This is a genomic window from Pseudomonas sp. BSw22131, from assembly GCF_026810445.1.
Lineage (GTDB): Bacteria > Pseudomonadota > Gammaproteobacteria > Pseudomonadales > Pseudomonadaceae > Aquipseudomonas > Aquipseudomonas huanghezhanensis.
The window spans coordinates 4,115,465-4,141,441 of record NZ_CP113949.1; the positions used below are offsets into that span (position 1 = coordinate 4,115,465).

22 protein-coding genes and 1 riboswitch are annotated in these 25,977 nt (G+C 59.9%); of the genes, 6 read left to right on the forward strand and 16 right to left on the reverse strand.

What is annotated here, in order from left to right; genetic code table 11:
- Positions 1-87: 87 nt before the first annotated feature.
- Positions 88-303: riboswitch (cobalamin riboswitch) on the reverse strand.
- 125 nt (positions 304-428) lie between these two features.
- Positions 429-1,775 (forward strand): PQQ-dependent sugar dehydrogenase, encoded by a 1,347-nt coding sequence (locus OYW20_RS18465; RefSeq protein WP_268797370.1) that lies wholly within the window; start codon positions 429-431, stop codon positions 1,773-1,775.
- A gap of 120 nt (positions 1,776-1,895) precedes the next feature.
- Here the strand turns inward: OYW20_RS18465 and OYW20_RS18470 are convergent, their stop codons facing one another.
- The 6 genes from OYW20_RS18470 to OYW20_RS18495 form a co-directional block, all read right to left on the reverse strand.
- Complete coding sequence (locus OYW20_RS18470; protein ID WP_268797371.1) at positions 1,896-2,432, reverse strand: C40 family peptidase; 537 nt, start codon at positions 2,430-2,432, stop codon at positions 1,896-1,898.
- A gap of 95 nt (positions 2,433-2,527) precedes the next feature.
- The gene (locus tag OYW20_RS18475) at positions 2,528-3,220 is read right to left on the reverse strand and encodes a C40 family peptidase (RefSeq protein ID WP_268797372.1); all 693 of its coding nucleotides are present in this window, start codon (positions 3,218-3,220) and stop codon (positions 2,528-2,530) included.
- Positions 3,221-3,295: 75 nt separating this feature from the next.
- On the reverse strand, positions 3,296-4,069 hold the full coding sequence (locus OYW20_RS18480) for an NAD-dependent deacylase (RefSeq protein WP_268797373.1): 774 nt from the start codon (positions 4,067-4,069) through the stop codon (positions 3,296-3,298).
- Positions 4,066-4,770: a DnaA regulatory inactivator Hda gene (gene hda, locus OYW20_RS18485; RefSeq protein WP_268797374.1), complete on the reverse strand. Its 705-nt coding sequence runs from the start codon at positions 4,768-4,770 to the stop codon at positions 4,066-4,068. The genes OYW20_RS18480 and hda overlap by 4 nt, the downstream gene beginning before the upstream one ends.
- A gap of 215 nt (positions 4,771-4,985) precedes the next feature.
- Positions 4,986-6,059 carry an AI-2E family transporter gene (locus OYW20_RS18490; RefSeq protein ID WP_268797375.1) on the reverse strand — a complete coding sequence of 358 codons (1,074 nt, stop codon included), beginning with the start codon at positions 6,057-6,059 and terminating at the stop codon, positions 4,986-4,988.
- Between the two features lie 71 nt (positions 6,060-6,130).
- Positions 6,131-7,186 carry a DUF2066 domain-containing protein gene (locus OYW20_RS18495; protein WP_268801179.1) on the reverse strand — a complete coding sequence of 352 codons (1,056 nt, stop codon included), beginning with the start codon at positions 7,184-7,186 and terminating at the stop codon, positions 6,131-6,133.
- 326 nt (positions 7,187-7,512) lie between these two features.
- On the opposite strand from OYW20_RS18495, the gene purM reads away from it, so the two are divergent.
- The 4 genes from purM to OYW20_RS18515 all read left to right on the forward strand — a co-directional run bounded on the left by purM (position 7,513) and on the right by OYW20_RS18515 (position 10,442).
- The gene (purM, locus tag OYW20_RS18500) at positions 7,513-8,571 is read left to right on the forward strand and encodes a phosphoribosylformylglycinamidine cyclo-ligase (protein ID WP_268797376.1); all 1,059 of its coding nucleotides are present in this window, start codon (positions 7,513-7,515) and stop codon (positions 8,569-8,571) included.
- An 11-nt stretch (positions 8,572-8,582) separates the two neighbouring features.
- The gene (purN, locus tag OYW20_RS18505) at positions 8,583-9,236 is read left to right on the forward strand and encodes a phosphoribosylglycinamide formyltransferase (protein ID WP_268801180.1); all 654 of its coding nucleotides are present in this window, start codon (positions 8,583-8,585) and stop codon (positions 9,234-9,236) included.
- 18 nt (positions 9,237-9,254) lie between these two features.
- The gene (locus tag OYW20_RS18510) at positions 9,255-9,971 is read left to right on the forward strand and encodes a DUF3108 domain-containing protein (protein ID WP_268797377.1); all 717 of its coding nucleotides are present in this window, start codon (positions 9,255-9,257) and stop codon (positions 9,969-9,971) included.
- Positions 9,972-10,259: 288 nt separating this feature from the next.
- Complete coding sequence (locus OYW20_RS18515) at positions 10,260-10,442, forward strand: DUF3110 domain-containing protein (RefSeq protein WP_268797378.1); 183 nt, start codon at positions 10,260-10,262, stop codon at positions 10,440-10,442.
- 137 nt (positions 10,443-10,579) lie between these two features.
- Here the strand turns inward: OYW20_RS18515 and OYW20_RS18520 are convergent, their stop codons facing one another.
- The 7 genes from OYW20_RS18520 to OYW20_RS18550 form a co-directional block, all read right to left on the reverse strand.
- Complete coding sequence (locus OYW20_RS18520; RefSeq protein ID WP_268797379.1) at positions 10,580-11,122, reverse strand: DUF2058 domain-containing protein; 543 nt, start codon at positions 11,120-11,122, stop codon at positions 10,580-10,582.
- Positions 11,123-11,148: 26 nt separating this feature from the next.
- The gene (gene mazG, locus OYW20_RS18525) at positions 11,149-11,982 is read right to left on the reverse strand and encodes a nucleoside triphosphate pyrophosphohydrolase (protein ID WP_268797380.1); all 834 of its coding nucleotides are present in this window, start codon (positions 11,980-11,982) and stop codon (positions 11,149-11,151) included.
- A 129-nt stretch (positions 11,983-12,111) separates the two neighbouring features.
- Positions 12,112-14,355 carry a GTP diphosphokinase gene (relA, locus tag OYW20_RS18530; protein ID WP_268797381.1) on the reverse strand — a complete coding sequence of 748 codons (2,244 nt, stop codon included), beginning with the start codon at positions 14,353-14,355 and terminating at the stop codon, positions 12,112-12,114.
- A 160-nt stretch (positions 14,356-14,515) separates the two neighbouring features.
- On the reverse strand, positions 14,516-15,871 hold the full coding sequence (gene rlmD, locus OYW20_RS18535) for a 23S rRNA (uracil(1939)-C(5))-methyltransferase RlmD (protein WP_268797382.1): 1,356 nt from the start codon (positions 15,869-15,871) through the stop codon (positions 14,516-14,518).
- Positions 15,871-16,773: a cysteine synthase CysM gene (gene cysM, locus OYW20_RS18540; protein ID WP_268797383.1), complete on the reverse strand. Its 903-nt coding sequence runs from the start codon at positions 16,771-16,773 to the stop codon at positions 15,871-15,873. Before cysM ends, rlmD begins: the two co-directional genes overlap by 1 nt.
- Positions 16,774-17,046: 273 nt before the next feature.
- On the reverse strand, positions 17,047-17,508 hold the full coding sequence (locus OYW20_RS18545) for an REP-associated tyrosine transposase (RefSeq protein ID WP_268797384.1): 462 nt from the start codon (positions 17,506-17,508) through the stop codon (positions 17,047-17,049).
- Between the two features lie 206 nt (positions 17,509-17,714).
- Positions 17,715-18,983, reverse strand: coding sequence for a sensor histidine kinase (locus OYW20_RS18550; protein ID WP_268797385.1), 1,269 nt, complete (start codon positions 18,981-18,983; stop codon positions 17,715-17,717).
- Positions 18,984-19,216: 233 nt separating this feature from the next.
- Here OYW20_RS18550 and OYW20_RS18555 point away from each other — a divergent pair, with 233 nt between their 5' ends.
- Positions 19,217-21,970, forward strand: a complete 2,754-nt coding sequence (locus OYW20_RS18555; RefSeq protein ID WP_268797386.1) for a response regulator — start codon at positions 19,217-19,219, stop codon at positions 21,968-21,970.
- A 289-nt stretch (positions 21,971-22,259) separates the two neighbouring features.
- On the opposite strand, the gene OYW20_RS18560 is transcribed toward OYW20_RS18555, so the two are convergent.
- From OYW20_RS18560 to OYW20_RS18570, 3 genes are all read right to left on the reverse strand, one after another.
- Entirely contained in the window at positions 22,260-22,742 is a 483-nt protein-coding gene (locus OYW20_RS18560) for a GNAT family N-acetyltransferase (RefSeq protein WP_268797387.1), read from the reverse strand.
- A 60-nt stretch (positions 22,743-22,802) separates the two neighbouring features.
- Positions 22,803-23,678, reverse strand: coding sequence for an NAD(P)-dependent oxidoreductase (locus OYW20_RS18565; RefSeq protein WP_268797388.1), 876 nt, complete (start codon positions 23,676-23,678; stop codon positions 22,803-22,805).
- Positions 23,679-23,798: 120 nt separating this feature from the next.
- Positions 23,799-25,973: a TonB-dependent siderophore receptor gene (locus OYW20_RS18570; protein WP_268797389.1), complete on the reverse strand. Its 2,175-nt coding sequence runs from the start codon at positions 25,971-25,973 to the stop codon at positions 23,799-23,801.
- Positions 25,974-25,977: the final 4 nt, after the last annotated feature.

Sequence of the window (25,977 nt, forward strand, 5' to 3'; positions counted from 1 at the left end):
AACGCAGACGAAGAGCAAAGGCAGGCACTGGCAGCACGACGCAGATCAAAGACCCGGGCCGCTGCGCAGAGCATCGCCCTCCGTGATGCTGTTGAATTGGATCAGGCCGGTCTCCGGACTCATGAGCGAACTTTCTGGCCACGCGCCTTCCCATGCTCAATGAACACAGTGGCATCGTGCGCGGCCTTCTCATTTACCGTTGCGGAGGCAGTGCCGGGATCAAAGCGCGAGGCATTCTCACCGGCTTCCCTGTTTCACCCTGTCGAGCCTTGCTCGATGGGCACCTGAAACAAGTGGCGAAGGGTAGAGGGTTGGGGTTTGAGCGTCAATCAACGCAGCGTCTGATCCGCCGGTTGAACCTAAGAAGGCTCAGGTGCCTCTACCTAGATACACAAAAATACAAACTGCACCCGAAATGGAGATCGACGATGTTCAAGCTCAGACCTCAATTTGTCCTGCTGCTGTTGGTTACCGGTGGCCTTGCTGCTTGCGGCGAGTCTTCCACCTTGCAAGTCAGTGACGGCATGGGGGCATCGCCCAAGCTGCCTGAACCCAATAAAACGCTGATCCCTACTGTGAACATCGCTCCGGCAGTCGGCTGGGCCGCCGGCGCCAAACCTGTCGCCGCGCCGGGCACGCAGGTCGCTGCGTTCGCCGAGAACCTCGACCACCCGCGCTGGCTGTACGTCTTGCCGAACGGCGATGTACTGGTGGCCGAGACCAATTCGCCGCCAAAACCTGACGACAGCAAGGGCATCCGCGGCTGGGTCATGGAAAAGGTGATGGGCCGCGCAGGTGCCGGCGTGCCCAGCCCGAACCGCATCACCCTGCTGCGCGACAAGGACCACGATGGCGTGGCAGAAACCCGCACCGTGTTTCTGGAAAACCTCAATTCGCCGTTCGGCATGGCGCTGGTCGGCAACAAGTTTTACGTGGCTGACACTGATCGGTTAATCAGCTTCAACTACGAGCCCGGCCAGACGTCGATCACCGGCCAGCCGACCAAAGTCGTCGATCTGCCGGGCGGTACGCTCAACCATCACTGGACCAAAAACGTCATTGCCAGCAAAGACGGCAAGAAGCTCTACGTCACCGTCGGCTCCAACTCCAACGTCGGCGAGAACGGCCTGGATCAGGAAAAAGACCGTGCAGCCATCTGGGAAGTTGATCCCGCCACCGGAGCACATCGCATTTTTGCCTCGGGCCTGCGCAACCCCAACGGCATGGATTGGGAACCACACACCGGCGCGCTCTGGACGGCAGTCAACGAACGTGACGAAATCGGCAGCGACCTCGTGCCGGACTATGTGACGTCGGTCAAGGACGGCGCTTTCTACGGCTGGCCCTTCAGCTATTACGGGCAACACGTCGATGTTCGAGTCACACCACAAAATCCGGAACTGGTGGCCAAGGCGATTGCGCCCGATTTCGCGGTTGGCCCGCACACCGCGTCCCTCGGCCTGGCATTCGCAGACGGCAAAACACTGCCTGCTCCGTTTACTGAGGGCCTGTTCATCGGGCAACACGGCTCCTGGAACCGCAAACCCCACAGTGGCTACAAGGTGCTGTTCGTACCGTTCAAGGATGGCAAGCCGAGCGGAACCCCTGTCGACCTGTTGACGGGCTTCCTGAATTCGGATGAGAAGGCGCAAGGCCGTCCAGTGGGCGTGATCAATGACAATAACGGCGGGCTGTTGGTCGCCGATGACGTCGGCAACAAGATATGGCGAGTGACGGCAGCGAAAACCGCACAGGCTTCTAACGCGGCAAAATGATTCGTCGATAAATCTGTGGGAGGAAGCTTGCTCGCGATGGGGGAATGTCAGTGCTGAATGTGCCAACTGACACACTGCAATCGCGAGCAAGCTCCCTCCCGCAGCAACACACTCAACGTGCTACTGCCGCGCGAGGCTCGAAGGCTGGATGACGCGCTTGGCGTTGAGCCAGGCTTTCTGCCAATAGGGCTTGTCGAGGCTGTCCAGTTTGACCGTGCCACCGGTGGCCGGTGCATGCACAAAACGCCCTTCCCCGACGTAAATCCCGGCGTGACTGACGTTGGAACCGCCCGACGTAGCAAAGAACACCAGATCACCCGTCTGCAGTTGACTGCGATTGATGTCCGGGCCGCGCAGGGTAATCATCTCGCGGGTCGAACGCGGCAAGCTGATGCCCGTCGCATTACGGTACACGTAGCCGATCAAGCCACTGCAATCGAACCCGGAATCCGGTGTGTTGCCGCCCCAGCGATAAGGTGTGCCCACAAGCCCGATGGCGCGGACGAGCACGTCGTCTGCAACGGGGGAGGTAAAGTCGGAAGGAGCGGAAACGATGGGCTTGGGGGCAACCCGTTTAGGGGCAGGCGGTGGAGTGCTGGCACACGCCGCCAGCAATACGGCCATTGATACGACAATCAGGCGAACCGGTAGCGACATGGATACAACAACCTGCAACGGATGCGGCCTAAGCCCCTGCCTGAGAGGAGCTGGAACTGCGCACAATCAGGATTAACCTGTTGCGCGCCCGGTATTCAACGATGTTGGCGCTTGAGTGTAGTCGAATTCAACGCTGTCGTTGTTTCTGCAACCTGAGTCTGGGCAGGTGCCATCGCCAACGCGCGTTTGGCTTCAATGAAAGTCCTCGACCAGTAGGCATCGTCGAGGCTGTCTACACGAACACCCCCGCTGCGGCGGCTGCTTGAGTGGATGAACTGATCATCACCCAGATAGATACCCGCATGGCTGACGCGACCGCGACCGGCAGTGCTGAAAAACAGCAGATCGCCTGGTTTGAGGTCGTTACGCTTAACGAGGGGTGCATCGACGTTGATCATTTCACGCGTTGAGCGCGGAAGACTCATGCCGGCCTCTTCGCGGAAGAGATAACCGATAAAGCCACTGCAATCAAAACCCGAGGAAGTCGAAGTGCCGCCGAAACGGTAGCGCGTACCGATCAGGGCTTTGCCACGCTCAAGGATGCTGTCGGCCAACGCTGGCAGCTGATACGGCTTGCTGTCTGCAAACTGTGCCAGTTCATCTTCGGTGGCGATTTCGTCCTGCAGCACGGAGGCGTAGTCGGCTCTGTGTGCAGCGGATTGGGCGGTAACAGAATTCTGCATGTGCTGATTCTGAGCCTGCTGTTGCGACGCTGGCATCTGGGCCGCGCAGCCGAACAACAGGGTAACCAGTGCGAGGGGCACGAGGGGTGCGAAGCGATTTAGCATGGGCACGACCGTGGCGGATGTGTAAAGAAGCCGAGACTATGCCCTCAATCATCCTCATTTGCAAATTCAATCGAATCAAATGTGACTTAGGAGGTCCCCCATCACATCTAAGGCCCTGCACTTCAGGAACACGTCCATTTGCGCAGAATGATCGGTTTGCGAAGGGTTTATCTCGGCGGTAAAGCCTCCCGATACCCTCACCCGAAAGATCGGCTCGTGAATATACGGAAAGCTGGCGGTGGTGCCAATACTTAAAACAGCATCGAAGCCTTTTGCCATCTCTTCGTACAGCATATTCAGTGCCAGCTCTGGCAACATTTCTTCGAACAACACCACCGGTGGTCGCAGCACGCCTTGGCATTTGCCGCACAAAGGCGGCAGCGTCCGCTGCAAATGCTCACGCAGTTGCGGATCTATGGCGCCACAAGACTGACAGTAGAGCGGTGCGAGCTGCCCATGGATTTCTATCAGCCGTTCCGGTGGGCTGCCCGCCGCACGATGATAGCCATCTACGTTTTGCGTCAGCACCCAGCAACCAGGCTTGCGACGCTGCAACTCGGCGATAGCATAGTGCCCCTCATTGGGCTGTCCACCCAGGCAGGCGCTGCCTAATTGGGCAATGTACTTCCAGCACAAGGCAGGGTCACGGCGCAGCATAGGCCCGGACAGCGCGACTTCGATCGGTAAGCCGTCGTCGGTACGCCCGTTGTAAAGCCCGCCAACGCCACGGTACGTCGGCAATCCCGAGTCTGCCGAAAGTCCGGCCCCGGTAATGATCAGGATGCGATTGGCGTGGCGCAATGCTGCCGCGGTTTGCAGCACCAACGACCGGTCGACACTGGGGTTCACCAGCCGAGGGTCTCTTTAAGGAAGGGGATGGTCAATTTGCGCTGGGCCTGTAACGAGGCCTGATCGAGCTGTTCGAGCAAGTCGAACAATGCACTCATGCTGCGGGTGCCGCGGGTGAGGATGAAGTGCCCGACCTCATCGGTCAGGTGCAGGCCGCGACGCGAAGCACGCAGTTGCAGGGCGCGGAGTTTTTCCTCATCCGAAAGCAAGCGCATCTGGAACACCAGCGCCATGGTCAGACGGGACTTTAAATCGGCGAGCTTCACCGGCAGTTCACGGGGTGAGCATGAAGCAGCAATCAGCAACCGCCGGCCGCTGTCGCGCAGGCGGTTGAACAGGTGAAACAAGGCTTCTTCCCATTCAGGCTTGCCGACGATGGCCTGAATATCATCCAGACACACCAGCTCGTATTGTTCCAGATGGTCGAACAGCTCGATGCCCTCATCAATCACTTCAGCCAGCGGGAGATAGACCGCAGGCTCACCCAGTTGCTCGAAACGCAAGCAAGCGGCCTGCAACAAATGAGTGCGCCCTACCCCATGCTTGCCCCAGAGGTAAATGAGGCTTTCAGTCCAGCCGGCGTCGGCTTCGCACAGCCGCTCGACATAGCCGAGTGCTGCGGCATTGGCGCCTGGATAGTAATTGACGAAGGTGGCGTCATCACGCAGACGCACACTCAGGGGCAGCTGAATAGGTTTCATGCTGGCTGAACGGCTAGTGAAGAGCCGCCAAGGGGCCTCTATGTAAAGTGCGCAAAGTTTATACCGGTGAGCCGGGCCGCACAATGCAGCAGACCCCCTGCAAAATCAAAGGCTTGCGCAGGCTCCCCGGCGGGCCTCGGTTTGCGGGTCAAAACACAGCCATAAAAAAGGCGTCTGGCGCTTCAAACGCCAGACGCCCTTCACTTTTTAAGCGTTTACAACTTCAGGTCTTCCGAGCCGCCGTAAATGTCCGAGTCCTTATAAAGGTCATGCACGTGACGCACGAGAACCATGATCACCGCAGCCACCGGAAGCGCCAACAGAATGCCGGTGAACCCGAACAACTCGCCGCCCGCCAGGATGGCGAAAATCACCGCCACCGGGTGCAGCCCGATGCGATCACCCACCAGCAACGGCGTCAGGACCATGCCTTCCAGCGCCTGACCCACCATGAACACCGCGACAATGCCCAACATCGGATACAGGTCGCCGCCGAACTGGAAGAAACCGGCGATGATCGCCGCCCCGATGCCGATCACAAACCCCATGTACGGCACGATCGCCGCGAGACCCGCAATTACGCCGATCAACAGCCCCAACTCCAGGCCCACCAGCATCAGGCCAGCAGCGTAAATCACACCCAGCGCCACCATCACCAGCAGCTGCCCACGAATGAAAGCGCCCAGAACCTCATGGCATTCACCTGCCAGCGCGACGATTTTGCCCTCGCGGTGACGCGGCAGCAGACTGCGAAGCTTGGCCATCATCACGTCCCAGTCGCGCAGCAAGTAGAAGCACACCACCGGAATCAGCACCAGGTTGGTCAACCAGCCAATCAACGCCAGCGTCGAAGTGGTGGCTTGCGCGAGGACGATGCCGACGATGTCGCCCGTCTGACCCATGTGCTCCGAGATCGCCGCCTTGACCTTGTCAAACTTCCAGAACCCGTCCGCCAGCCCCAGCTTTGCTTGCGTCAACGGCATTGCCGTGTGTTGCAACCAGTCGAGAATCTGCGGCGCCAGTTCGTATAAGCGGTACAACTGCTTGGCGAGCATGGGCACCAGCACCAGCAGCAAACCCAGCAGAATCAGGGTGAACACCAAAAACACCGACACCACGCTCACACTGCGCGACAACCCGAGTTTCTCGAGACGATCCGCCAGCGGATCCCCCATGTATGCCAACAGCAGCGCCACTAGAAACGGCGTCAGGATCGAGTGGAGCAAAAATACGAACAGGCACAGCAGGACAATCCCACCGATCCAGAACCAACGACGCGTATCAGTCATTACCGCCTCTACCGCCACTCATACCGTGGCCCAAAATGAATGCCTTTTTTACAACGTCGTTATGAACGCCGCTACCAGCGAAAGTGCAACTGCGGCGTTGAAACCGGTTGAACAGTTGGAGCAGCGCCCGGAACCGGCGGTTGATCGCCCGCGACCGGTTCCGCTGGAACCGGGTCGGCAGGCACTTCCTGCAACTTGGCCAGCGACAACTGGGAACGCACCTGATCAGGACTCCCGGACACGTCGAACACCACACGGTCGCCGCTGGCGGAATTCAAACGTCCACCAAATGGCTCCAGCAATCGTGTCAGTTGCGCATAATGCTCAAGGGTCATGCCCTGAACCTCAATCGCCATGCCTGACGATGCGCCGGGCTTGACTACAAACCTTGGCGCGAGCCGCTGGCTTACGCCCAAGAGAACAGCATCGGCCAAGGTCTCGGAACTGGTGCCCGTAGCCGTACCCTGTTCGCGTTGATCGCCCAGCCACAAGTGCCACTTACCTTGCCACTGACCGCCGTTTTCGACCGCGTGCACCGCCAGAATCGCGTCGGAACCGTAGCGCTCGGAGGCCTCTTTCAACGGTCCTACGTCATTGCTTTCCAGCGCTTTGGCGTTGCCCATGCCTTGTTCGCCAAGGTCCGCCAACGGCAGCCGCAGCGGCAAGCCCCGGTGTTGCGCAGCACGTCGCAGAGGGTCGGCGGAAGATTGACCATCACCCACCAGATTGGAGCCGTCGGTGGTGTCGTTCAACCACCAGGCGAGGATCACCGGGCGGTTACTGCCCCACAGCGACAAACCTGCGGCGCGCAGCGTGCGGTCGGTGCTCGATGGATCGAAGTCCACCAACAATGACTCTGGCGGGCCTGCCTCATAACCGTACTGGCTGATGATTTTTTGCGGATCGGTGCGAACCGCCGCCAACCCGGAACCTTGCGCGGCCTTGGCATCGCCCGTAAGACGGATGACCAGGGTTTCGAGCGCGGCTTGAGTGGCGCGGGCTTTCTCGTCAGGAGATTGCCCGCTCACTGGCTCGCGGACCTGATAGAGATTGCTCACCGTTTCGGCAAAGCCGGGCAAGCTGAATACAGAAAGGCAGCCTGCGAACAGAAAGCGGGTCAGACGCATGGAAGGGGGTAGACGCATGAAAAATTCCCGAAGGGCAAACAGCCGCATAAACAGCCGCGTAAAAATGAATGGCGAGATTCAGACCGCACCGGAGCGTGAATCACTCCCGCTGGCGACAAAGTTACACCTTATATAGCTGTCGACGAACGGGCCAGCCTCGTGAATGGCGGTTATTTTTTCTTCATCATGCCCTGCCTGTCGGCCCAAGGATGGCCGCTGCGGCCCAAGCCTGATAAAATCGCGCGCCTTCGCAGACCGGCTGTGACAACGGCCACGAGCCGTACCCACTTCGGTCGTTCCCCGAATCCCCCCTAAAGGCCTGGATCATGAGCAAGCAACCCTCCCTGAGCTACAAAGACGCCGGTGTAGACATCGACGCCGGTGAAGCATTGGTCGAACGCATCAAGAGCGTTGCCAAGCGCACCAAGCGCCCGGAAGTGATGGGCGGCCTTGGGGGCTTCGGCGCGCTCTGCGAGATTCCGGCCGGTTACAAACAGCCGGTGCTGGTATCCGGTACTGACGGCGTTGGCACCAAGCTGCGCCTTGCACTGAACCTCAACAAACACGACACCATCGGCATCGACCTGGTCGCCATGTGCGTCAACGATCTGGTGGTATGCGGCGCCGAGCCGCTGTTCTTCCTCGACTACTACGCCACCGGCAAGCTGAATGTCGACACGGCCGCCCAGGTTGTAACCGGCATCGGCGCAGGCTGCGAACTGGCAGGCTGCTCGCTGGTTGGCGGCGAAACCGCTGAAATGCCTGGCATGTACGAAGGCGAAGATTACGACCTGGCAGGTTTCTGCGTCGGCGTCGTTGAAAAAGCCGAGATCATCGACGGCTCCAAAGTCATGGCTGGCGATGCGCTCATCGCCCTCCCGTCTTCCGGCCCGCACTCCAACGGCTACTCGCTGATTCGCAAAATCATCGAAGTGGCAGGCGCCGACATCGAAAACATCCAGCTCGACGGCAAACCGCTGACCGAACTGCTGATGGCCCCGACCCGCATCTACGTCAAGCAACTGCTCAAGCTGATCAAGGACACCGGCGCCGTCAAGGCGATGGCCCATATCACCGGCGGCGGTCTGCTGGACAACATTCCGCGTGTATTGCCAGAAGGCGCTCAGGCAGTGGTCGACGTGGCCAGCTGGACCCGTCCTGCTGTGTTCGACTGGCTGCAGGCCCAAGGCAACGTCGACGAACACGAGATGCACCGCGTGCTCAACTGCGGCGTCGGCATGGTCATCTGCGTAGCCCAGGAACACGTTGAAGTGGCCCTCCAGTCGCTGCGTGACGCGGGCGAGCAGCCTTGGGTCATCGGCCAGATCGGCACTGCCGCGGCAGGCGCTGCGCAAGTAGAGCTGAAAAACATCAAGGCTCATTGATGCCTGAGCCGATGCACGACACCTGTAATGTCGTGGTGCTGTTATCCGGCACCGGCGGCAACCTGCAAGCGATGATCGACAGCTTTCAGAGTGCCGCCAGCCCTGCCCGCATCCGTGCAGTGATCTCCAACCGCGCTGATGCCTACGGGCTTGAGCGCGCACGCAACGCGGGGATCGACACCCGAGTGCTGGATCACACGGCGTACGAAGGTCGCGAGGCCTTCGACGCAGCGTTGATCGACCAGATCGACGCGTTCAAACCTGAACTGGTTGTCCTTGCCGGCTTCATGCGGATCCTCAGCGCGAACTTCGTTCGCCACTATCAGGGTCGCCTGCTGAACATCCACCCTTCACTGCTTCCGCTGTATAAAGGCTTGCACACGCATCAACGCGTGCTGGAGGCCGGCGATGCAGAGCACGGCTGCAGCGTGCACTTTGTCACCGAGGAACTCGACGGTGGGCCTCTGGTCGTACAGGCTATTGTTTGTGTACAGTCGAGCGACTCGCCCGGCACCTTGGCGCAACGGGTTCATGCCCTGGAACACCGGATTTATCCACTGGCCGTACGCTGGTTCGCAGAAGGCCGGTTGAGTCTTGGCGAACAAGGTGCATTATTGGACGGTCAGCTGTTAGGGCCTAACGGCCACTTGATTCCGGCTATTTAACTTAAAACGGGAGATATTATGCGTCGCGCTTTGCTCTTCGCTTTCGCTCTGCTCGCACTTCCTGCGGTCAACGCGGCAGACCTTCAACCCTTCTCCGCCAGCTACACCGCCGACTGGAAACAGCTGCCGATGAGTGGCGGCAGCGCCTCGCGTAGCCTCGAAAAGAATGCCAACGGCACCTGGAGCCTGAGCTTCAAGGCATCGATGATGATTGCCAGCCTCACCGAAGTCAGCACCATTAAGGTCGACAAGGACACGCTGATGCCACAGACCTACCACTTCGAACGTGGCGGCTTGGGCAAAAGCAAAACGGTTGATCTGGTGTTCGACTGGCCCACCAAGTTCATCACCGGGACGGATCGTGGCGATGCGGTGAAAATCCCGCTCAACACCGGCGTTCTCGACAAGTCCACCTACCAGCTCGCGCTGCAGCATGACGTGGCTGCCGGCAAGAAGAGCATGAGTTATCAGGTAGTCGATGGTGACGAGGTTGATACCTACGACTTCCGCGTGCTGGGTCCGGAAAAGGTCGAGACCAAAGTCGGCTCGGTCGATGCCATCAAGGTCGAGCGCGTGCGTGATCCAACGCAGAACAAACGCATCACAGTGATGTGGTTCGCCAAAGACTGGGATTACCTGCTGGTTCGCCTGCAACAGGTCGAAACCGACGGCAAGGAATACAACATCATGCTGCAAGACGGCAACGTCAACGGCAAAACGGTCAAGGGCAGCTGATTCAGACTCGCCTTTTAGCCGTACAAGAACCCCGCCAATGGCGGGGTTTTTTATGGGCAAATGCCGGGCGTCATGTTCCCGAAAGCAACATGAAACTTTCTTCATTGCCCTCAACTGAGTGTGACAAAACGCCGCACACCCTTCAAATGTAAGCCTTTCAGCGACTCTTGCATTCTGAGCAATTAACCTTTACCAAAACCGACCGTTTACTTAGGAAGCTACCAAATTCTATAAAAGAGTCCTGCGACGCCCTGCCGCAGATTTCAAAGAGATTCAGGAGTTTTCAATATGACGGTAACTGTGAGTGAACGCGACGACGCCCATATCTCCCATGAAACCATTGCAGATAGCATTCAGATCTGGGACGTACGCCAACAAGACCAGCTGGTAGGGATGTTCCACCACGAATCGGACGCACAGCGTTACGCAGCAGAGCTGGAAGAGCAGGAAAAGAAACGTCTATCTGTATAAAACACTTTTGCGAATTGCTGCCAAAACAAAACCCGCCTCGGCGGGTTTTGTTTTATGGCAACGTTCAGCTTCTGCCCGGAGGGCGTGGGAGCTTGGCCTCCGGCCAGAATCCCTATCCCATCAGCCTGCAACTGCACTCACCACATCAAATCATCAGGGATCTTGTAAGCCGCGTACGGATCATCGCCATCGACCTCTTCCGTAGGCTCACTGAGCATGACGATGCGCCGTGGGTCGCGCTCCTGAATCTTCAGCGCAGCCTCGCGCGGGATGACCTCATATCCGCCACCGTGATGCACGATCGCCAGCGAGCCATTGCTCAACTTGCTGCGCATCAGCGGGTTGACCGACAGGCGCTTGACCTTCTTGTCATCAACGAAGTTGTAGTAATCCTCAGTGGTCAGCTTCGGCAACCGCGTGGCCTCGATCAATTGCTTGACCTGCGCGGTACGGGCCTTGAGCTCAGCCTTTTCCTGCTGCTGGCGGTTAAGCTCCTGATCGCGTTTAGCCTTTTCTGCCATCGCTTCCTGCGCCGCACGCTTTTGAGTGTCGTCCGCCACCGCCTGGCCTTTATGGACCAGGCGTTGCTCCTTCTGTTTGCTCTTGGAGACCTGTTTGGCCTGCTTTTCGTTGACCAGACCTGCCTTGAGCAACTGGTCGCGAAGTGAAATACCCGCCATCTTTTCTCTCTCTCTTTAGCAACCACTCAGCCGCAACTGGGCGTGTTCTTTTCCTGACGTTTGGCTTCGCCCCAGAGCGCGTCCATTTCTTCGAGGGTGCAATCTTCTATGGGACGCCGGGTGTCGCGCAATGCCTGTTCGATGAAACGGAAGCGACGCTCGAATTTGCCGTTCGCTGCGCGTAAAGCGTTTTCGGGGTCGACTTTCAAATGACGCGCAAGATTGACCACTACAAACAGCAGGTCGCCGACTTCTTCGGCAATCCCTTCGCGGTCGTTATCGGCCATCGCCTCAAGTACCTCGTCCAGCTCCTCGCGAACCTTGTCCACCACGGGCAACGCGTCCGGCCAGTCGAAACCAACCTGCGCGGCGCGCTTCTGCAATTTGGCCGCGCGCGACAAGGCGGGTAATACCGCTGGCACATCATCGAGTAGCGACAGCTGTTCAGGCGCATGAGCCTTGGCTGCACGCTCCTCTGCCTTGATCTCTTCCCAGCGTTGCTTGACCTGGTCTTCGCTCAGACGCGGGGTTTCCAGCGGCGCGTACAAATCGCCCGTGGGGAATACATGGGGGTGGCGACGAATCAATTTGCGGGTGATGCCATCGACCACGCCATCAAACTCAAAACGCCCTTCCTCGCGTGCCAACTGGCTGTAATACACCACTTGAAACAGCAGATCGCCCAACTCGCCGCGCAAGTCATCAAAATCGCCGCGCTCGATAGCGTCGGCTACTTCGTAGGCCTCTTCCAAGGTGTGAGGAACGATGGTCGCGTAGTTCTGCTTCACGTCCCACGGGCAACCGAATTCCGGGTCGCGCAAGCGGGCCATGAGATGCAGCAGGTCTAGTAGTGTGTACATGGGGTTACCTTCGGTCACAGCTTTGAGCTTTGAGCTTTGAGCTTTGAGCTGCAAGCCTCAAGCCTCAAGCTAAAAAGCAACGGCTATCTCCTGGCTTGTAGCTTGTAGCTTAAAGCTTGTAGCTACGCCTCAAGGCGTCCGATTACGCCGCGTTTCGATGATATTCGGCAGCTGGGAAATTCTGCCCAACAACCGTCCCAGCGCGTCCAGCCCGGGGATTTCGATGGTCAGCGACATCAACGCGGTGTTGTCTTCCTTGTTCGAGCGAGTGTTGACCGCCAGCACGTTGATCCGTTCGTTGAGCAGGATCTGCGAGACGTCACGCAGCAAGCCGGAACGGTCGTACGCGCGAATGATGATGTCCACCGGGTAGGTGAGCACCGGCACCGGGCCCCAACTGACCTGAATGATCCGCTCTGGCTCGCGCCCACCCAGCTGCAACACCGAGGCACAATCCTGGCGGTGAATGCTCACGCCACGCCCTTGGGTGATGTAACCGACAATCGCATCGCCTGGCAGCGGCTGGCAGCAGCCGGCCATTTGCGTCATCAGATTACCGACACCCTGAATCTGGATATCGCCGCGCTTGCCAGGCTTGTAGCCAGTGGCTTTGCGCGGGATCAGCTCAAGCTGCTCGTTGCCACGCTCAGGCTCGACCAGTTGCTGCGCCAGATTGACCAGTTGCGCCAGGCGCAGGTCGCCCGCACCCAAGGCCGCGAACATGTCTTCGGCTATCTTGAAATTGGCTTTTTCCGCCAACTTGTCGAAGTCCACCTGCGGCAGCGCCAGGCGCGCCAATTCACGCTCGATGAGCGTTCTACCGGCTGCGACGTTCTGGTCGCGCGCCTGCAATTTGAACCAGTGAACAATCTTCGCACGGGCCCGCGAGGTGGTGATGTAACCCAGGTTGGAGTTCAGCCAGTCGCGGCTCGGCGTGCCGTGCTTGCTGGTGATGATCTCGACCTGTTCGCCGGTCTGCAGGCTGTAGTTGAGCGGCACGATGCGCCCGTTGATCTTGGCCCCACGGCAGTTGTGACCAATCTCGGTATGCACGCGGTAGGCGAAATCCAGCGGCGTCGAGCCCTTGGGCAAGTCAATGGCGTGGCCGTCAGGGGTGAAGACGTAAACCCGGTCCGGCTCGATGTCGACGCGCAGCTGTTCAGCCAGGCCGCCGATATCACCGAGCTCTTCATGCCACTCCAGGACCTGACGCAGCCACGAGATTTTCTCTTCGTAGTGACTGGAGCTGGCCTTGACGTCAGTGCCCTTGTAACGCCAGTGCGCGCAGACGCCCAGTTCGGCTTCTTCGTGCATGGCGTGAGTGCGGATCTGCACCTCCAGCACCTTGCCTTCCGGTCCGATGACGGCGGTGTGCAGCGAGCGGTAGCCGTTTTCCTTGGGGTTGGCGATGTAGTCGTCGAACTCCTTGGGAATGTGCCGCCACAAGGTATGGACGATGCCGAGCGCGGTGTAGCAATCGCGCATTTCCGGGACCAGCACACGCACAGCACGTACGTCGTAGATCTGGCTGAATTCCAGACCTTTGCGCTGCATCTTTCGCCAGATGGAATAGATGTGCTTCGCCCGGCCACTGATGTCGGCTTTGACGCCGGTGGCCAGCAACTCGTTTTCCAGCTGCGACATCACGTCGGTGATGAAGCGCTCGCGGTCTAGCCGACGCTCGTGCAGCAGCTTGGCGATCTGTTTGTACTGTTCGGGTTCGAGGTAGCGAAAGGACAGGTCCTCCAGCTCCCATTTGATGTGTCCGATCCCCAGGCGGTGGGCAAGCGGCGCGTAGATGTCGAAGACTTCCCGGGCAACGCGGTTGCGCTTTTCGTCGTCGGTATTTTTTACAGCGCGGATCGCACAGGTGCGTTCGGCCAGCTTGATAAGGGCCACCCGCACATCATCGACCATGGCGACGAGCATCTTGCGCAGGTTCTCGACCTGCGCCTGGGTGCCCAACACCAGCGATTGTCGCGGGCTGAGGCTGGCACTGATCGCCGCCATGCGCAGCACGCCGTCGATCAGCTTGCTGACAGTCGCGCCGAAACGCTGGCTGACGTCAGGCAACGGGATCTTGCCTTCACGCACACTGCGGTAGATAACCGCGGCAATCAGCGAGTCCTGATCGAGCTTGAGGTCGGCCAGGATTTCAGCCATTTCCAGGCCCGTCTGAAAACTCGACGTGCCCTCCGCCCAGAGATTCTTGGCGGCGTTGTCCTGCTGCTCGGCCTGTCGAACGAATTCGCAGGCTTCTTTCAATGCTTGTCGATCCACCGCGAGATCGACGCTGACGACGTGGTCCAGCCACGCGTCGAGATTGATACTGCCGTCTATGTTGATCGGCTGGTGTGCTCTCACCTGTACCATGCTGCTTACCTTCCCTACGGCGCGATGAAATGCGCCATCTGTCGCTGGCCTTCTTGAGGGCACGTTGCCTGCAGGGCAAAAGCAAGCGCTTAACGTGCGAGGGCCAGTCGGATTAAACGAGAATCCCTGTGAGATGCGGCGTGAATCCTGAAGCCGCGCCTCACTTACTCGCTTCAAATAACGCCATTGCCTCGACATGCGCTGTTTGCGGGAACATATCGAGGATTCCGGCCCGTTTTAATCGGTAGCCCTGTTGGATCAATTCGACACTATCACGCGCCAAAGTTGCCGGATTGCATGACACATAAAGCAACCTTTCGGCGCCCAAAGACTTGAGCTTGCCCACCACCTCGAACGCGCCGTCACGCGGGGGATCGAGGAGCGCGGCAGAAAAACCTTCTGTGGCCCATTCAGCCTTGTCGAGCGGCTGAGAAAGGTCCGCCTGGTAGAACTTCACATTGTGCAGATTGTTGCTGGCTGCGTTCCCGGCAGCGCGCTCGACCATCGTCGCAACGCCCTCGATTGCCACCACCTCACGCGTGCGTTGTGCCAGTGGCAGGGCGAAGTTACCAAGCCCGCAGAACAAGTCCAGCACTCGTTCGTCTTCACGCGGCGCCAACCACTCCAGCGCTTGCTCAATCATGGCGGTGTTGACCGCTTCATTGACCTGCACGAAGTCGCCGGGACGGTAGGCGAGCCGCAAATCCCACGGCGCCAAGTGGTAACCCAACGTCTGGGACGGATCAAAAGGTTGTGGCCCCTCCTCGCCGTGCAACCAGAGTTGCGCGTCATGAGCTTCACAGAACCCCTGCAAAATCGCTATATCACTTTCGGCCAACGGCGCCATGTGCCGCAGCAGAATCGCCGTGGATGACCCGCTGAACAACTCCACATGCCCGAGGGCTTTTGGCGTGCCGAGACGACGGAGCATCTCGGGCAGTGCTGTCATGATTGGCTGCAAGGCCTGTACCAGCACCGGACATTCGTTGATGCCGATGATGTCCTGGCTGGACGCAGCGCGGAAACCGACGTCCAGCCGTTTTGCCTTGACGTCCCAGCGCACGGCGACCCGAGCGCGTCGGCGGTAGGCGAATTCCGGCCCGCTCAGCGGCTCGGCCCACTCTTCGGGTTCGATGCCGGCGACACGGCGCAGTTGCTCGGCGAGCATGCGCTGTTTCAGGGCAAGCTGTTCGTCGTGGGGCATCTGCTGAACACTGCAACCCCCGCAACGCCCGAAATGCACGCACGGTGCAGGGCGGCGCATGGCGCTGGGAGTGAACACGCGCTCGGTGCGCGCTTCGACGATTTTGCCGTGAGCACCGAGCACACGCGCTTCGACTTCTTCGCCCGCCAGGCTGCCCGCGACGAACCAGGTCCGGCCTTCGACAAACGCGATTCCGCGTCCGTCGTTGGCCAGCCGCTCGATAGTCAGGCGCTGTTTCTTGCCGGTCGGAATCTGTGTTGCCTTGGTCCCGCCGGTAGGCTGGAAGCGCAGGCCTCGCTCATGCTTGGCCATCAGTTGGGCGCGTCGTAGACGCCGGTCGACAGGTAACGGTCGCCGCGGTCACAAATGATCGCGACTATCACCGCGTTTTCGACTTCCTGGGACAAACGCAACATCCCGGCGACTGAACCGCCTGATGAGACGCCACAGAAAACACCTTCTTCACGAGCCAGTCGACGCATCACGTCCTCAGCCTCTTGCTGGGCCATGTCCATGATGCGGTCGACGCGGTCGGCCTGATAAATCTTCGGCAGGTATTCCTGCGGCCAGCGGCGAATACCCGGAATAGAAGCGCCATCCATGGGTTGCAGGCCGACGATCTGAATAGCGGGATTTTGCTCCTTGAGGTAGCGCGAGGTGCCCATGATGGTCCCCGTGGTGCCCATAGAGCTGACGAAGTGAGTGACGGTGCCGTCGGTCTGCCGCCAGATTTCCGGGCCGGTGCCGACGTAATGCGCTTGCGGGTTGTCGCCGTTGGCGAACTGATCGAGCACCTTGCCGCGACCTTCAGCCTGCATACGCTCGGCCTGATCACGAGCGCCTTCCATGCCGTCTTCCTTGCTGACCAGAATCAGCTCGGCGCCATACGCGGTCATCGCCGCCTTGCGCTCAGCGCTGGAGTTGTCCGGCATGATCAGGATCATTTTGTAGCCCTTGATCGCCGCAGCCATGGCCAGGGCGATGCCGGTATTACCCGATGTGGCTTCGATCAGCGTGTCGCCAGCGTGAATCTGACCGCGCAGCTCTGCTCGGGTAATCATCGACAGCGCCGGACGATCCTTGACGGACCCGGCCGGGTTATTGCCTTCGAGCTTCAAGAGCAGAGTGTTGGTGGTGTTCCCGCCCATGCGTTGCAGACGCACCAGCGGTGTGTTGCCGACGCAATCGGCGATGGTTTGATACTGCAGGGTCATGGCGTCTTCGCAATCCAGACTGCGGGGGCCGCTATCATACCGGCAATCGACGCGAGCCCATATCACGCAAAGTGAGGTCTATAGCGCAAAAAGGAATAAGCATCTGAGCTCGGTTGAGCCATGTCAGGGCCGCTGCGCAGCCCATCGCCTGCAAGCAGGGCTCCCACGCCTTCGGCAGAAGCAGGTTTGCCTATGCCCCATCCCCCGCAACGATCTCATGGCAGAAGGATCAATCTTCCATTCCAAGGGATGGATTGCCTATCGAAGTGATGATCACAACCACACAGCGTCCCAAAGCGGATAGTCGCCGAGGCGCTCCACCAGACCGGCCCGCAGTGGGTTGGCAACAACGCAACGGGCGATGTTCTTCAGGTCCTCTTCTTTACGTAAAGCCCTATCGTGAAACCCTTTCTGCCAGACCTGACAGGTTTTACCTCGTACCCGATTGATGCTGTGCGCACTTCTGGATTTTGCTCGTCGCATCAGGCGTGGCAAGTCACCCCTTCGCAGTTCGACCAGCCAATGAAAATGATCGGGCATCACCACCCAAGCCAAGGACCTGGCGGCACCCTCCTCTTCCGCGAGCCTGAACTCATCGACCACCAGGCGCCCCATGCGCCAATCGCGGAACAGCGGTTCCCGGTTATTGACGATCGTCGTCAGGAGATACAGTTGATGCTCACCGGAAAACCTTCCGGTGCGCAGGTGGGCAGAGTGTGGCGAGACTTCAAGCATTCCGTTGCTCCTGGTATTTACCCTGAAGCAAACGGTAGAGAACATCGGCAACGGCTGCCGACGAACAGTTTTGCCAGATGTGGCCGGTCTGCTGGCGCTCAGCGGCGTTAACACCATAACCGCGCTTCTGCCCGAAGGGCGTGGGAGCCCTGCTTGCAGGCGATGGGCTGCGCAGCAGTCCTGAAAAACCATCCCACTGAGGTGTGTCAGTAAGGCCCTTTCGCTTCTCGCGCCCTCAGCCGCATTTTCATGCACAGCCCTTGTTCACGGTTTTCGGCCCACAGGTCGCCGCCCTGTAGGCGCAGCGCGTTGCGGGCGATGCTCAGGCCCAGGCCGAAACCGTCGTTGCCGGGGCGGGCGCCGTCGAGGCGGATGAAGGGCGCGAAGATGCGTTCCAGATCCTGTCCCTCCACACCCCCACCCTGATCCTGCAGACACAGCAACCAGTTTTCGCCTTGCCGATACCCGCTCAAGCGCACCATCGCGCCGGCCGAGGAGTGTCGTATGGCGTTGCGCAGGATATTTTCCAGCGCTTGGGCCAAGGTGTTGAGGTGGCCGCGAACCCAACATGCTGCCTCGACATCACACGGCAACTGCTCAGGCGACCAGCCGCTCTCGAAACAGGCGTTTTCCACCAGCATTTCCCACAGCGCGACGATCTGAATGTCTTCGCCGGGCAATGCCTCACGCTCGGTGTCGAGCCAGGCAAGTTGCAGCGTGTCGTCCACCAGCCGCTGCATGCTTTCGATTTCGCGGCTGAGGCGTTCGCGCAACTGGCGCACGTCGTGTTCGCTGTCGCAGGCCACGCGCAATCGGCTCAGAGGCGTGCGCAGCTCGTGGGACATATCGCGCAGCAACTGTTGTTGAATCAGCACCGTTGAATGCAGCCGCTCGGCCATGTGGTCGAACGCCCGGTTCAGTTCGCCCAGTTCTTCCTGACGCTTGACCATCTGTGGCGAGAGCCGGTTCGACAGGCGATCACCGCGCCAGTCGTTGGCCTGTTCGCGCAATTGATTGAGCGGGCGAATCAGCAACCGGTACAAGCCCACGCACAGCAGGAAAGTGAACAGCGCGGGAATCAGCACATTGGTCAGCAGTCGCCAAACCATGAGGTAACGCCCGCGCTTGAACCGCTCTGGCAATTCGGTCACCAGGCTGCCAGCGCCCGGCGTCTGTGGAAACGGAATTTTCAGCCAGGGCGCCGTGTGCTGGCGACGGCTCATCGGCCAGTCCAGCCCGCGCAGAAACGTCAGCCGCTGATACTGTTCCTCGCTTAGCGGCGTGCTGCCCAGCGACTGTAAATGGCTGCCGATCACGCCCACCCAACCGGGCTCCCGGCGCCTGACTTCACCCAGCCATTCGTCGATCCCGCGTGTGCCACCTGGCTGCCAGGCGTGCTCAGCCTGCGCGGCATAGTCTGCGAGCGTCGTGCGCGCAGGCGCCGAGCACGGGATCGTCTTCGATCGCGAGCACACTCGGGCGGTGGATGGATTCGGGATTCATTAGCTTCTGCGACTGATTCTCAGGCGACAATTATTCAAGATTGCCCCGCCATGAGCAAGGCGACTGACGGCCACGCTGCGCAGCAAACCTGAGCAGCGGTTAATTTGCCGGGATTACCCTCTTCCAACTGTCTACACTGCGCAGTTATCAGCACGGGTGGCGCAGCGTTTGCTTACCTGTGTGCAAGGATTGCCGGAGAGAGTGTGTGCTGAACAAACTTGGCATCAAAAGCCGCGTCATGCTGTTAACCCTCGTGCCCGCCTGCCTGATGGCGGCGTTGCTGGGGGGTTATTTCACCTGGATGCAGCTCTCGGAGTTGCAGGCTCAATTGCTCAAGCGTGGCGAAATGATCGCCACTGAGCTTGGTCCACTGTCCGCCGGCGCCCTCGCCCGCGCCGACAAACCGTTGCTGGAGCGCATTGCCGGTCAGACGCTGGAGCAGGCCGATGTGCGCGCGGTGTCCTTTCTGGACCCCGACCGCAACGTCCTGACCCATGCTGGCCCAAGCATGATCAACCAGGCGCCCGTGGGCGGTGGCACGCATTTGCTGCAGCGCTCGGAAAACGACGCCACCCGCTATTTGATGCCGGTGTTCGGACGCCAGCGCCATCTCACCGGCGACATCGTGCCCGAAGAAGCAGATCGACTGCTGGGCTGGGTCGAACTGGAGGTGTCGCACAGCGGCACTCTGCTGCGAGGTTATCGCAGCCTGTTCGCCAGTTTGCTGCTGATCATGACCGGACTGGCCGTGACCGCCCTGCTCGCCATCCGCATGAGCCGCACCATCAACGGCCCGATCACTCAGATCAAGCATGTGGTGGCGCAGTTAAAGGACGGCAATCTGGAAGCGCGGCTGCTGCCGATGGGCAGTCATGAGCTGGATCAGCTTGCGTCGGGCATCAACCGAATGGCGGCCACGCTGCAGAACGCCCAGGAAGAACTGCAACACAGCATCGAGCAGGCCACGGAAGATGTGCGGCAGAACCTGGAAACCATCGAGATCCAGAACATCGAACTCGACCTGGCGCGCAAGGAGGCGCTGGAAGCGAGCCGGATCAAATCGGAGTTTCTGGCCAACATGAGCCATGAAATCCGCACCCCGCTCAACGGTATTCTCGGTTTCACCCATTTACTTCAGAAAAGCCAGTTGACGCCCCGTCAGCACGATTACCTGGGCACCATCGAAAAATCGGCCGACAGCCTGTTGAGCATCATCAACGAGATTCTCGACTTCTCGAAGATCGAGGCAGGCAAGCTGGTGCTGGACACCATCCCGTTCAACCTGCGCGATTTGCTGCAGGACACACTGACCATCCTCGCCCCCGCTGCACACGCCAAGCAGCTTGAACTGGTGAGCCTGGTGTATCGCGACACGCCGCTGGCGCTGGTGGGAGATCCGTTGCGGCTCAAGCAGATCCTCACAAATCTGGTAAGTAACGCGATCAAGTTCACCCGCGAGGGCACCATCGTTGCCCGGGCGATGATCGAGGACGATCAGGACGATTACGTGCAACTGCGCATCAGCGTGCAGGACACCGGCATCGGTCTGTCCAATCAGGACGTGCGCGCGCTGTTCCAGGCGTTCAGTCAGGCCGACAATTCGCTGTCCCGCCAGCCGGGCGGCACCGGGTTGGGGCTGGTAATTTCCAAACGGCTGATCGAGCAGATGGGCGGCGAAATCGGTGTCGACAGCACCCCGGGTGAAGGCTCGGAATTCTGGATCAGCCTTAGCCTGCCCAAGACCCGCGACGACATTGAAGACCTGCCCGCCCCGCCGCTGCTGGGCCGCCGCGTCGCGGTGCTGGAATACCACGACCTCGCACGCCAGGCACTGGAACATCAGCTGGAAGATTGCGGGCTGCAACCGATGGTGTTCAACAATCTGGAGAACCTGATCAACGGGGTAACGGTGGTGCATCAGACGCCACACGCGATTGATCTGGCAGTGCTGGGCGTAACCGCTCATGAGTTGCCACCGGAGCGGCTGCGCCAGCAAATATGGGACCTCGAAAATCTGGACTGCAAGGTGCTGGTTCTGTGTCCGACTACCGAGCAAGCGCTCTACCAATTGTCGGTGCCAGACGCTTATAACCAGTTGCAGGCCAAGCCCGCCTGCACGCGCAAGCTGCGACGCAGCCTGTCGGAGCTGATTCAACCCAAACAACAGCGCAACGAGCTTGCCGAGCCACTGAACAGCCGACCGCCGCGCCTGCTGTGTGTGGACGACAATCCGGCGAATCTGTTGCTGGTACAAACGCTGCTGGAGGATATGGGCGCCAAGGTCATGGCGGTCGACAGCGGATATGCCGCCGTGCAGGCCGTGCAGGACGAGGCGTTCGATCTGGTGTTGATGGACGTGCAAATGCCGGGAATGGACGGCCGTCAGGCAACCGAGGCGATTCGTGCCTGGGAAGCGGAGCGACACAGTACATCGCTGCCGATCGTGGCGCTGACTGCACACGCGATGGCCAACGAAAAACGTGCGTTGCTGCAAAGCGGGATGGACGATTACCTGACCAAGCCCATCAGCGAGCGGCAGCTGGCGCAAGTGGTGCTCAAGTGGACCGGCCTTGCGTTGCGTAATCAGGCGCCGGAGCGTCACCTGGAGATCAGCAGCGGCAGCGGCAACCTGCAAGTGCTCGATCACGAAGAAGGCTTGCGGCTGGCAGCGGGCAAGGCCGACTTGGCGGCGGACATGCTCGCCATGTTGCTGGCGTCACTGGACACCGACCGCGAGGCGATTCGTGCAGCACGTGACGTGGATGATCACATTGCACTGATTGAACGCGTCCACCGCCTGCATGGCGCGACCCGCTACTGCGGCGTTCCCCAGTTGCGCGCAGCCTGCCAACGCAGCGAGACGCTGCTCAAACAAGACGCGCCGGAAATCGACGCCGCGCTGGACGAACTGGACAAAGCCATCGCCCGCGTGTCGATGGAAGCGCGGGTGAATGCGTGAGGGGCCGCTGCGCAGCCCATCGCGGCCTCGCGCTGCTCGTGCGCTCCTACAGTGATTTGCGGGGTTCGTGAGGTTTGATTTTGCTCGGAAGTGAACGCTGCTCAAATTCTGCAAGGGTCGCCCCGTCGCCAAGGCGCAGCCCAGTCGCTGGGATAGGCTAGGCGCCGAGCCGAGCGAACGCCGCAAAAATCTGTAGCCGTTGACGAGCCTGGGCGAGGCCGCGATGGGACGCGCAGCGGCCCTGACATCAGCCTCTCCGGTTAAATCTGACACACCGCATTGATCGGATTTAACGCGCCTGCCCGGCCAATGTTTTCTCCATGTACAAGCTGCGCAAACTGATGCCGCTGGGGTGTCCGTAGGCTTCTTCGCGAAGGGCGATGAAGCCCATCGCTCTATAAAAGTCCGCTGCGTTGAGCGAAGAGAACAGGTGCAAGCGAGTGAAGTGCTCTATAACTGCCATCGCCTCAAGCCGACGCATCAGCTGTTTGCCGATGCCCCTGCCATGTTGGTGCGGCTCGACGAAAATCGCAACGACCTCACCATTCTGCCGATCAAGAATCGCGTAGCCCAACAGCTGGTCGTCTTCCTCTGCCAAAACGGCGCATTGGGCGACGACCAGCTGCGTGTAGGACTGCGGCACAGCAGATTCACTCCAGACATCAATCTGCTCTGAAGAGTAGTGAGTGGCGCATGTCAATCTCACTGCCCGGGTTCTCAGCGCCCAAAGCCTCGGAATGTCGGCGATAACTGCCGGTTTGTATTCGATCACGGCGCTATTTCCTGTCCTCGTTAAGCGCGAACACACCTGTTCGCGCACTGCATGATGGCTTCAGTTGCGCCCGGCATTGCGCTCGGCCACTCGACCCAGTACAGCAAGGTCCATGTGGCCTTCGTCGTGAGCGGTGGCGTCCAGCAGGTTGCCGCGTACCAGTTCGGCGAGCGGCATCGGCACTTGCTCGCGCTCTGCGGCAGCCAGCGCCAGGCCGACGTCTTTGAGCCCCAGCGACGCCTTGAACGCCGCCGGCTCATAGCTGCGCTCAGCGATCATCTTGCCGTACCCGGAATACACAGGACCTGGGAAAACGCTATTGGAAATGAGGTCGATCAGTTGGCTTGATTGCAGGCCATACGCGCCGACCAGCACCGAAGCTTCGGCCATGGATTCAATGGCGCTGGCGAGCATGAAGTTAACCGCCAGCTTCATGACGTTGGCCTGGGAAGGTTTATCGCCCATGCGCCAGGTCTTGCGACCAATGAGGTCAAACAGCGGCTGGACGGTGTCAATGGCATCACCGGGGCCTGCCGCGAGGATCTGCAGCTCGCCGCTGGCCGCGAAGTTGGGCCGCCCGAGGACCGGAGCGGCGATGTAATGAATACCTTTTTCCTGATGCCGGACGGTCAGGTCATCAGCGAAATCGACTGCGATGGTCGCCATGTTGATGTGAATCAGCGGCCCTTTAAGGCCGTTGATCAGGCCGGACTCCAGCAGTACTTCACGCAACGCCTTGTCGTCGGCCAACATGCTGAACACCACCTCGGCGCCGAATGCCTCGGCGGGATCGGCCGCCGCGACTGCGCCCTGTTCGACCAACGCCTGCACCGGGTCAGGAGAGCGGTTCCAGACCACCAACTGGTGACCGCCCTTCAACAGGTTGCTGGCCATGGCCCGCCCCATATTGCCCAGTCCGACAAAACCGATTTTCATGGATCAGTGCTCCCGCAGCGAAAAACAAAGGCCCTTAGGATGCACTTTTGCAACTGAACATGGAAAGCATGAAGGGCCGAACGCCGACGCCCTGCCGCTCAAGCACGCTGGGATGGTGTATTAAAAATTCACCGTCGCTGTCACGCGGGCGGTGCGGGGTGCGCCAAGGAACACATAATCGTCGCCCAGGTATTCCCCGGCATCGCGCCAGTAACGCTTATCGAACAGGTTGTCGACGGTGAAACGAAACACCGTGTCGTAGCCATCAAGGCGTGTGCTGTAGCGGCTGCCCGCGTTGAACACTGCGTAATCGTCCACCTTCACCGTGCCCTCGCGATTGGCGTATTTACTGGCGCTGTACTGCACGCCACCCAGCAGCGCGAGTCCCGGAACCGGCAGGCTGTAGTCGGCATAAACACTGGCCCGGAATTTAGGCACGTTGATCGGCTGGTGGTCTTCGTAGGCAGTAGTGCCGCTGTCCTCGACACGGGCGCGAATCACGGCAGCGCTGGCGGAAATCTGCAACTGCGACGTCAACCAGCCGTTGGCGCTGAGTTCGATACCGGTATTTTTCTGCTGCCCCTGCTGCACGTACGTCAGCGTGCCGTCGTCGTTGGGTCTGGAATACTGGTACGCCTGCCGAGTCTGAAACACCGCGGCAGCAAAGCTCATGCGGCGCCAGTCGTACTTGACCCCGGCCTCCAGCTGGCGAGAGAGCGTCGGCGCGAGGATTTCCCCGACGTTGGTGTCGAACACCGACGCTGTGCCGCCCAGCGACAGGCCCTTGCTGTAACTCGTGTACAGCGAAACGTTGTCTACCGGCTTATAAATCAGCGCGGCCTGGGGCAGGAAAATCGAGCGCTGAGTGTGTCGATTGTCGCTGCCATCTTCGTTGTACGCGTATTCGTCCAGACGCACCTGACGCCCGCCGATGATAGTCTGCCAGTGCTCGTTGAAACTGATGCGGTCGGTGGCGAACAGCCCGTACTGGCGACTGTCGAGGCGCCGTTCTGTGTGCCCGACAGACAGATCAGACGGTGCGAACGTCTCGACCGGCGCGTGAATGTTGCCGGAGCCGATGTACTCGCTGAAATACGGCCGCGTGTCCACCGTGCGCCGAAACGCGCTGGTGCCAAACGTGAGCTCATGTTTGAGCCAGCCGGTATTGAACAGCCCGGTCATGGCCGCCTCGACTTCATCGTTACGCTTGGTGTCGTCGGGGCTGCGGAAGTCGTAGATGTCGTAGTTGCCGTCTGAGCTGAAATGCCCCGTGACCGGTTCCGCCGGGCAATTGGCGGCCTGGAAGTAGCAGCCGTAGGCAAACGCGCTGTAGTCATCGATCACCACGCGGCTGCGCGAGGCGCTGAGGCTGGCCTTCCAGTCGTCGTTGAAGCGCAATTGGTAGCGGCCATTCATGTTCAGCGAGTCGATGCCCACCGGATTCGACCCACTCTGGTAGCCCAACAGCTTGCGCGGCGAGGCGTCATGGGGCAGCTCAGTGCCGTTGAGCAACTGATAACCGGGGACCGAGCGCTGCTCTTTGGTCTGGTATTCAACGTCCAGTTGCAGCGTCGATTGCTCGTTGATGTTCCAGTCGAACGCCACCGAGGCAAAGTCGCGCTGGCCGTCGGCGTGTTCGACGTAGGAGCGAATGTCTTCGTGGGCCAGGTTGACCCGCAGGCCCAGTTGTTTCTCGCTGCCGAACCAGCCGCCCACGTCAGTGGCGAGGTAGCGCTCGCCGTGTTCGTTGGTCGATACCGTGACCGAGCGCACGTCTTCCGGGCGTTTGGTGACGTAGTTGATCAAGCCACCGGGTTCGGAAACGCCGCTTTGCAGGCCCGACAGTCCTTTGAGCAACTCGACCTGTTGCTTGTTTTCCAGCGCAACGTTTTGCTCGCCGGTGATGGTCCGGCCATTGATGCGATAGCTGCTGGCAGCGTTCAGCGAGAACCCGCGCACCACGAAGTTCTCGTAATAGCCAACCGGTGCATAACTGTCGCCCACCGAAGCATCGTTTTTCAGCACGTCGCTAAGCAGTTTCGATTGCTGGTTCTTGAGCATTTCGCTGCTGAACACGCTGATCGACGCGGGCGTGTCCAGCAACGGTGATTCACCCAAACCGCCCACCGATGCACTGTTTGCCTGATACACCGACGCTTGCTCGCCCGACACCCGGACCGCGTCCAGCGTCAACGGCTCCGTCTCCTGCGCGGCGAACAGCGGTGAAGCGAAGGCAATGCTTAAAGGCAGCAGACGTCGGGTGAAGCCGGGTGCGGGGCGGCGTTGGATGGTCATGGGG

Coding starts and splice junctions, on each gene's coding strand:
- OYW20_RS18465 (WP_268797370.1), top strand. CDS start 429: ATGTTCAAGCTCAGACCTCAATTTGTCCTGCTGCTGTTGGTTACCGGT.
- OYW20_RS18470 (WP_268797371.1), bottom strand. CDS start 2,432: ATGTCGCTACCGGTTCGCCTGATTGTCGTATCAATGGCCGTATTGCTG.
- OYW20_RS18475 (WP_268797372.1), bottom strand. CDS start 3,220: ATGCTAAATCGCTTCGCACCCCTCGTGCCCCTCGCACTGGTTACCCTG.
- hda (WP_268797374.1), bottom strand. CDS start 4,770: ATGAAACCTATTCAGCTGCCCCTGAGTGTGCGTCTGCGTGATGACGCC.
- OYW20_RS18490 (WP_268797375.1), bottom strand. CDS start 6,059: ATGACTGATACGCGTCGTTGGTTCTGGATCGGTGGGATTGTCCTGCTG.
- OYW20_RS18495 (WP_268801179.1), bottom strand. CDS start 7,186: ATGCGTCTGACCCGCTTTCTGTTCGCAGGCTGCCTTTCTGTATTCAGC.
- purM (WP_268797376.1), top strand. CDS start 7,513: ATGAGCAAGCAACCCTCCCTGAGCTACAAAGACGCCGGTGTAGACATC.
- purN (WP_268801180.1), top strand. CDS start 8,583: ATGCACGACACCTGTAATGTCGTGGTGCTGTTATCCGGCACCGGCGGC.
- OYW20_RS18510 (WP_268797377.1), top strand. CDS start 9,255: ATGCGTCGCGCTTTGCTCTTCGCTTTCGCTCTGCTCGCACTTCCTGCG.
- OYW20_RS18515 (WP_268797378.1), top strand. CDS start 10,260: ATGACGGTAACTGTGAGTGAACGCGACGACGCCCATATCTCCCATGAA.
- OYW20_RS18520 (WP_268797379.1), bottom strand. CDS start 11,122: ATGGCGGGTATTTCACTTCGCGACCAGTTGCTCAAGGCAGGTCTGGTC.
- mazG (WP_268797380.1), bottom strand. CDS start 11,982: ATGTACACACTACTAGACCTGCTGCATCTCATGGCCCGCTTGCGCGAC.
- relA (WP_268797381.1), bottom strand. CDS start 14,355: ATGGTACAGGTGAGAGCACACCAGCCGATCAACATAGACGGCAGTATC.
- rlmD (WP_268797382.1), bottom strand. CDS start 15,871: ATGGCCAAGCATGAGCGAGGCCTGCGCTTCCAGCCTACCGGCGGGACC.
- cysM (WP_268797383.1), bottom strand. CDS start 16,773: ATGACCCTGCAGTATCAAACCATCGCCGATTGCGTCGGCAACACACCG.
- OYW20_RS18545 (WP_268797384.1), bottom strand. CDS start 17,508: ATGCTTGAAGTCTCGCCACACTCTGCCCACCTGCGCACCGGAAGGTTT.
- OYW20_RS18565 (WP_268797388.1), bottom strand. CDS start 23,678: ATGAAAATCGGTTTTGTCGGACTGGGCAATATGGGGCGGGCCATGGCC.
- OYW20_RS18570 (WP_268797389.1), bottom strand. CDS start 25,973: ATGACCATCCAACGCCGCCCCGCACCCGGCTTCACCCGACGTCTGCTG.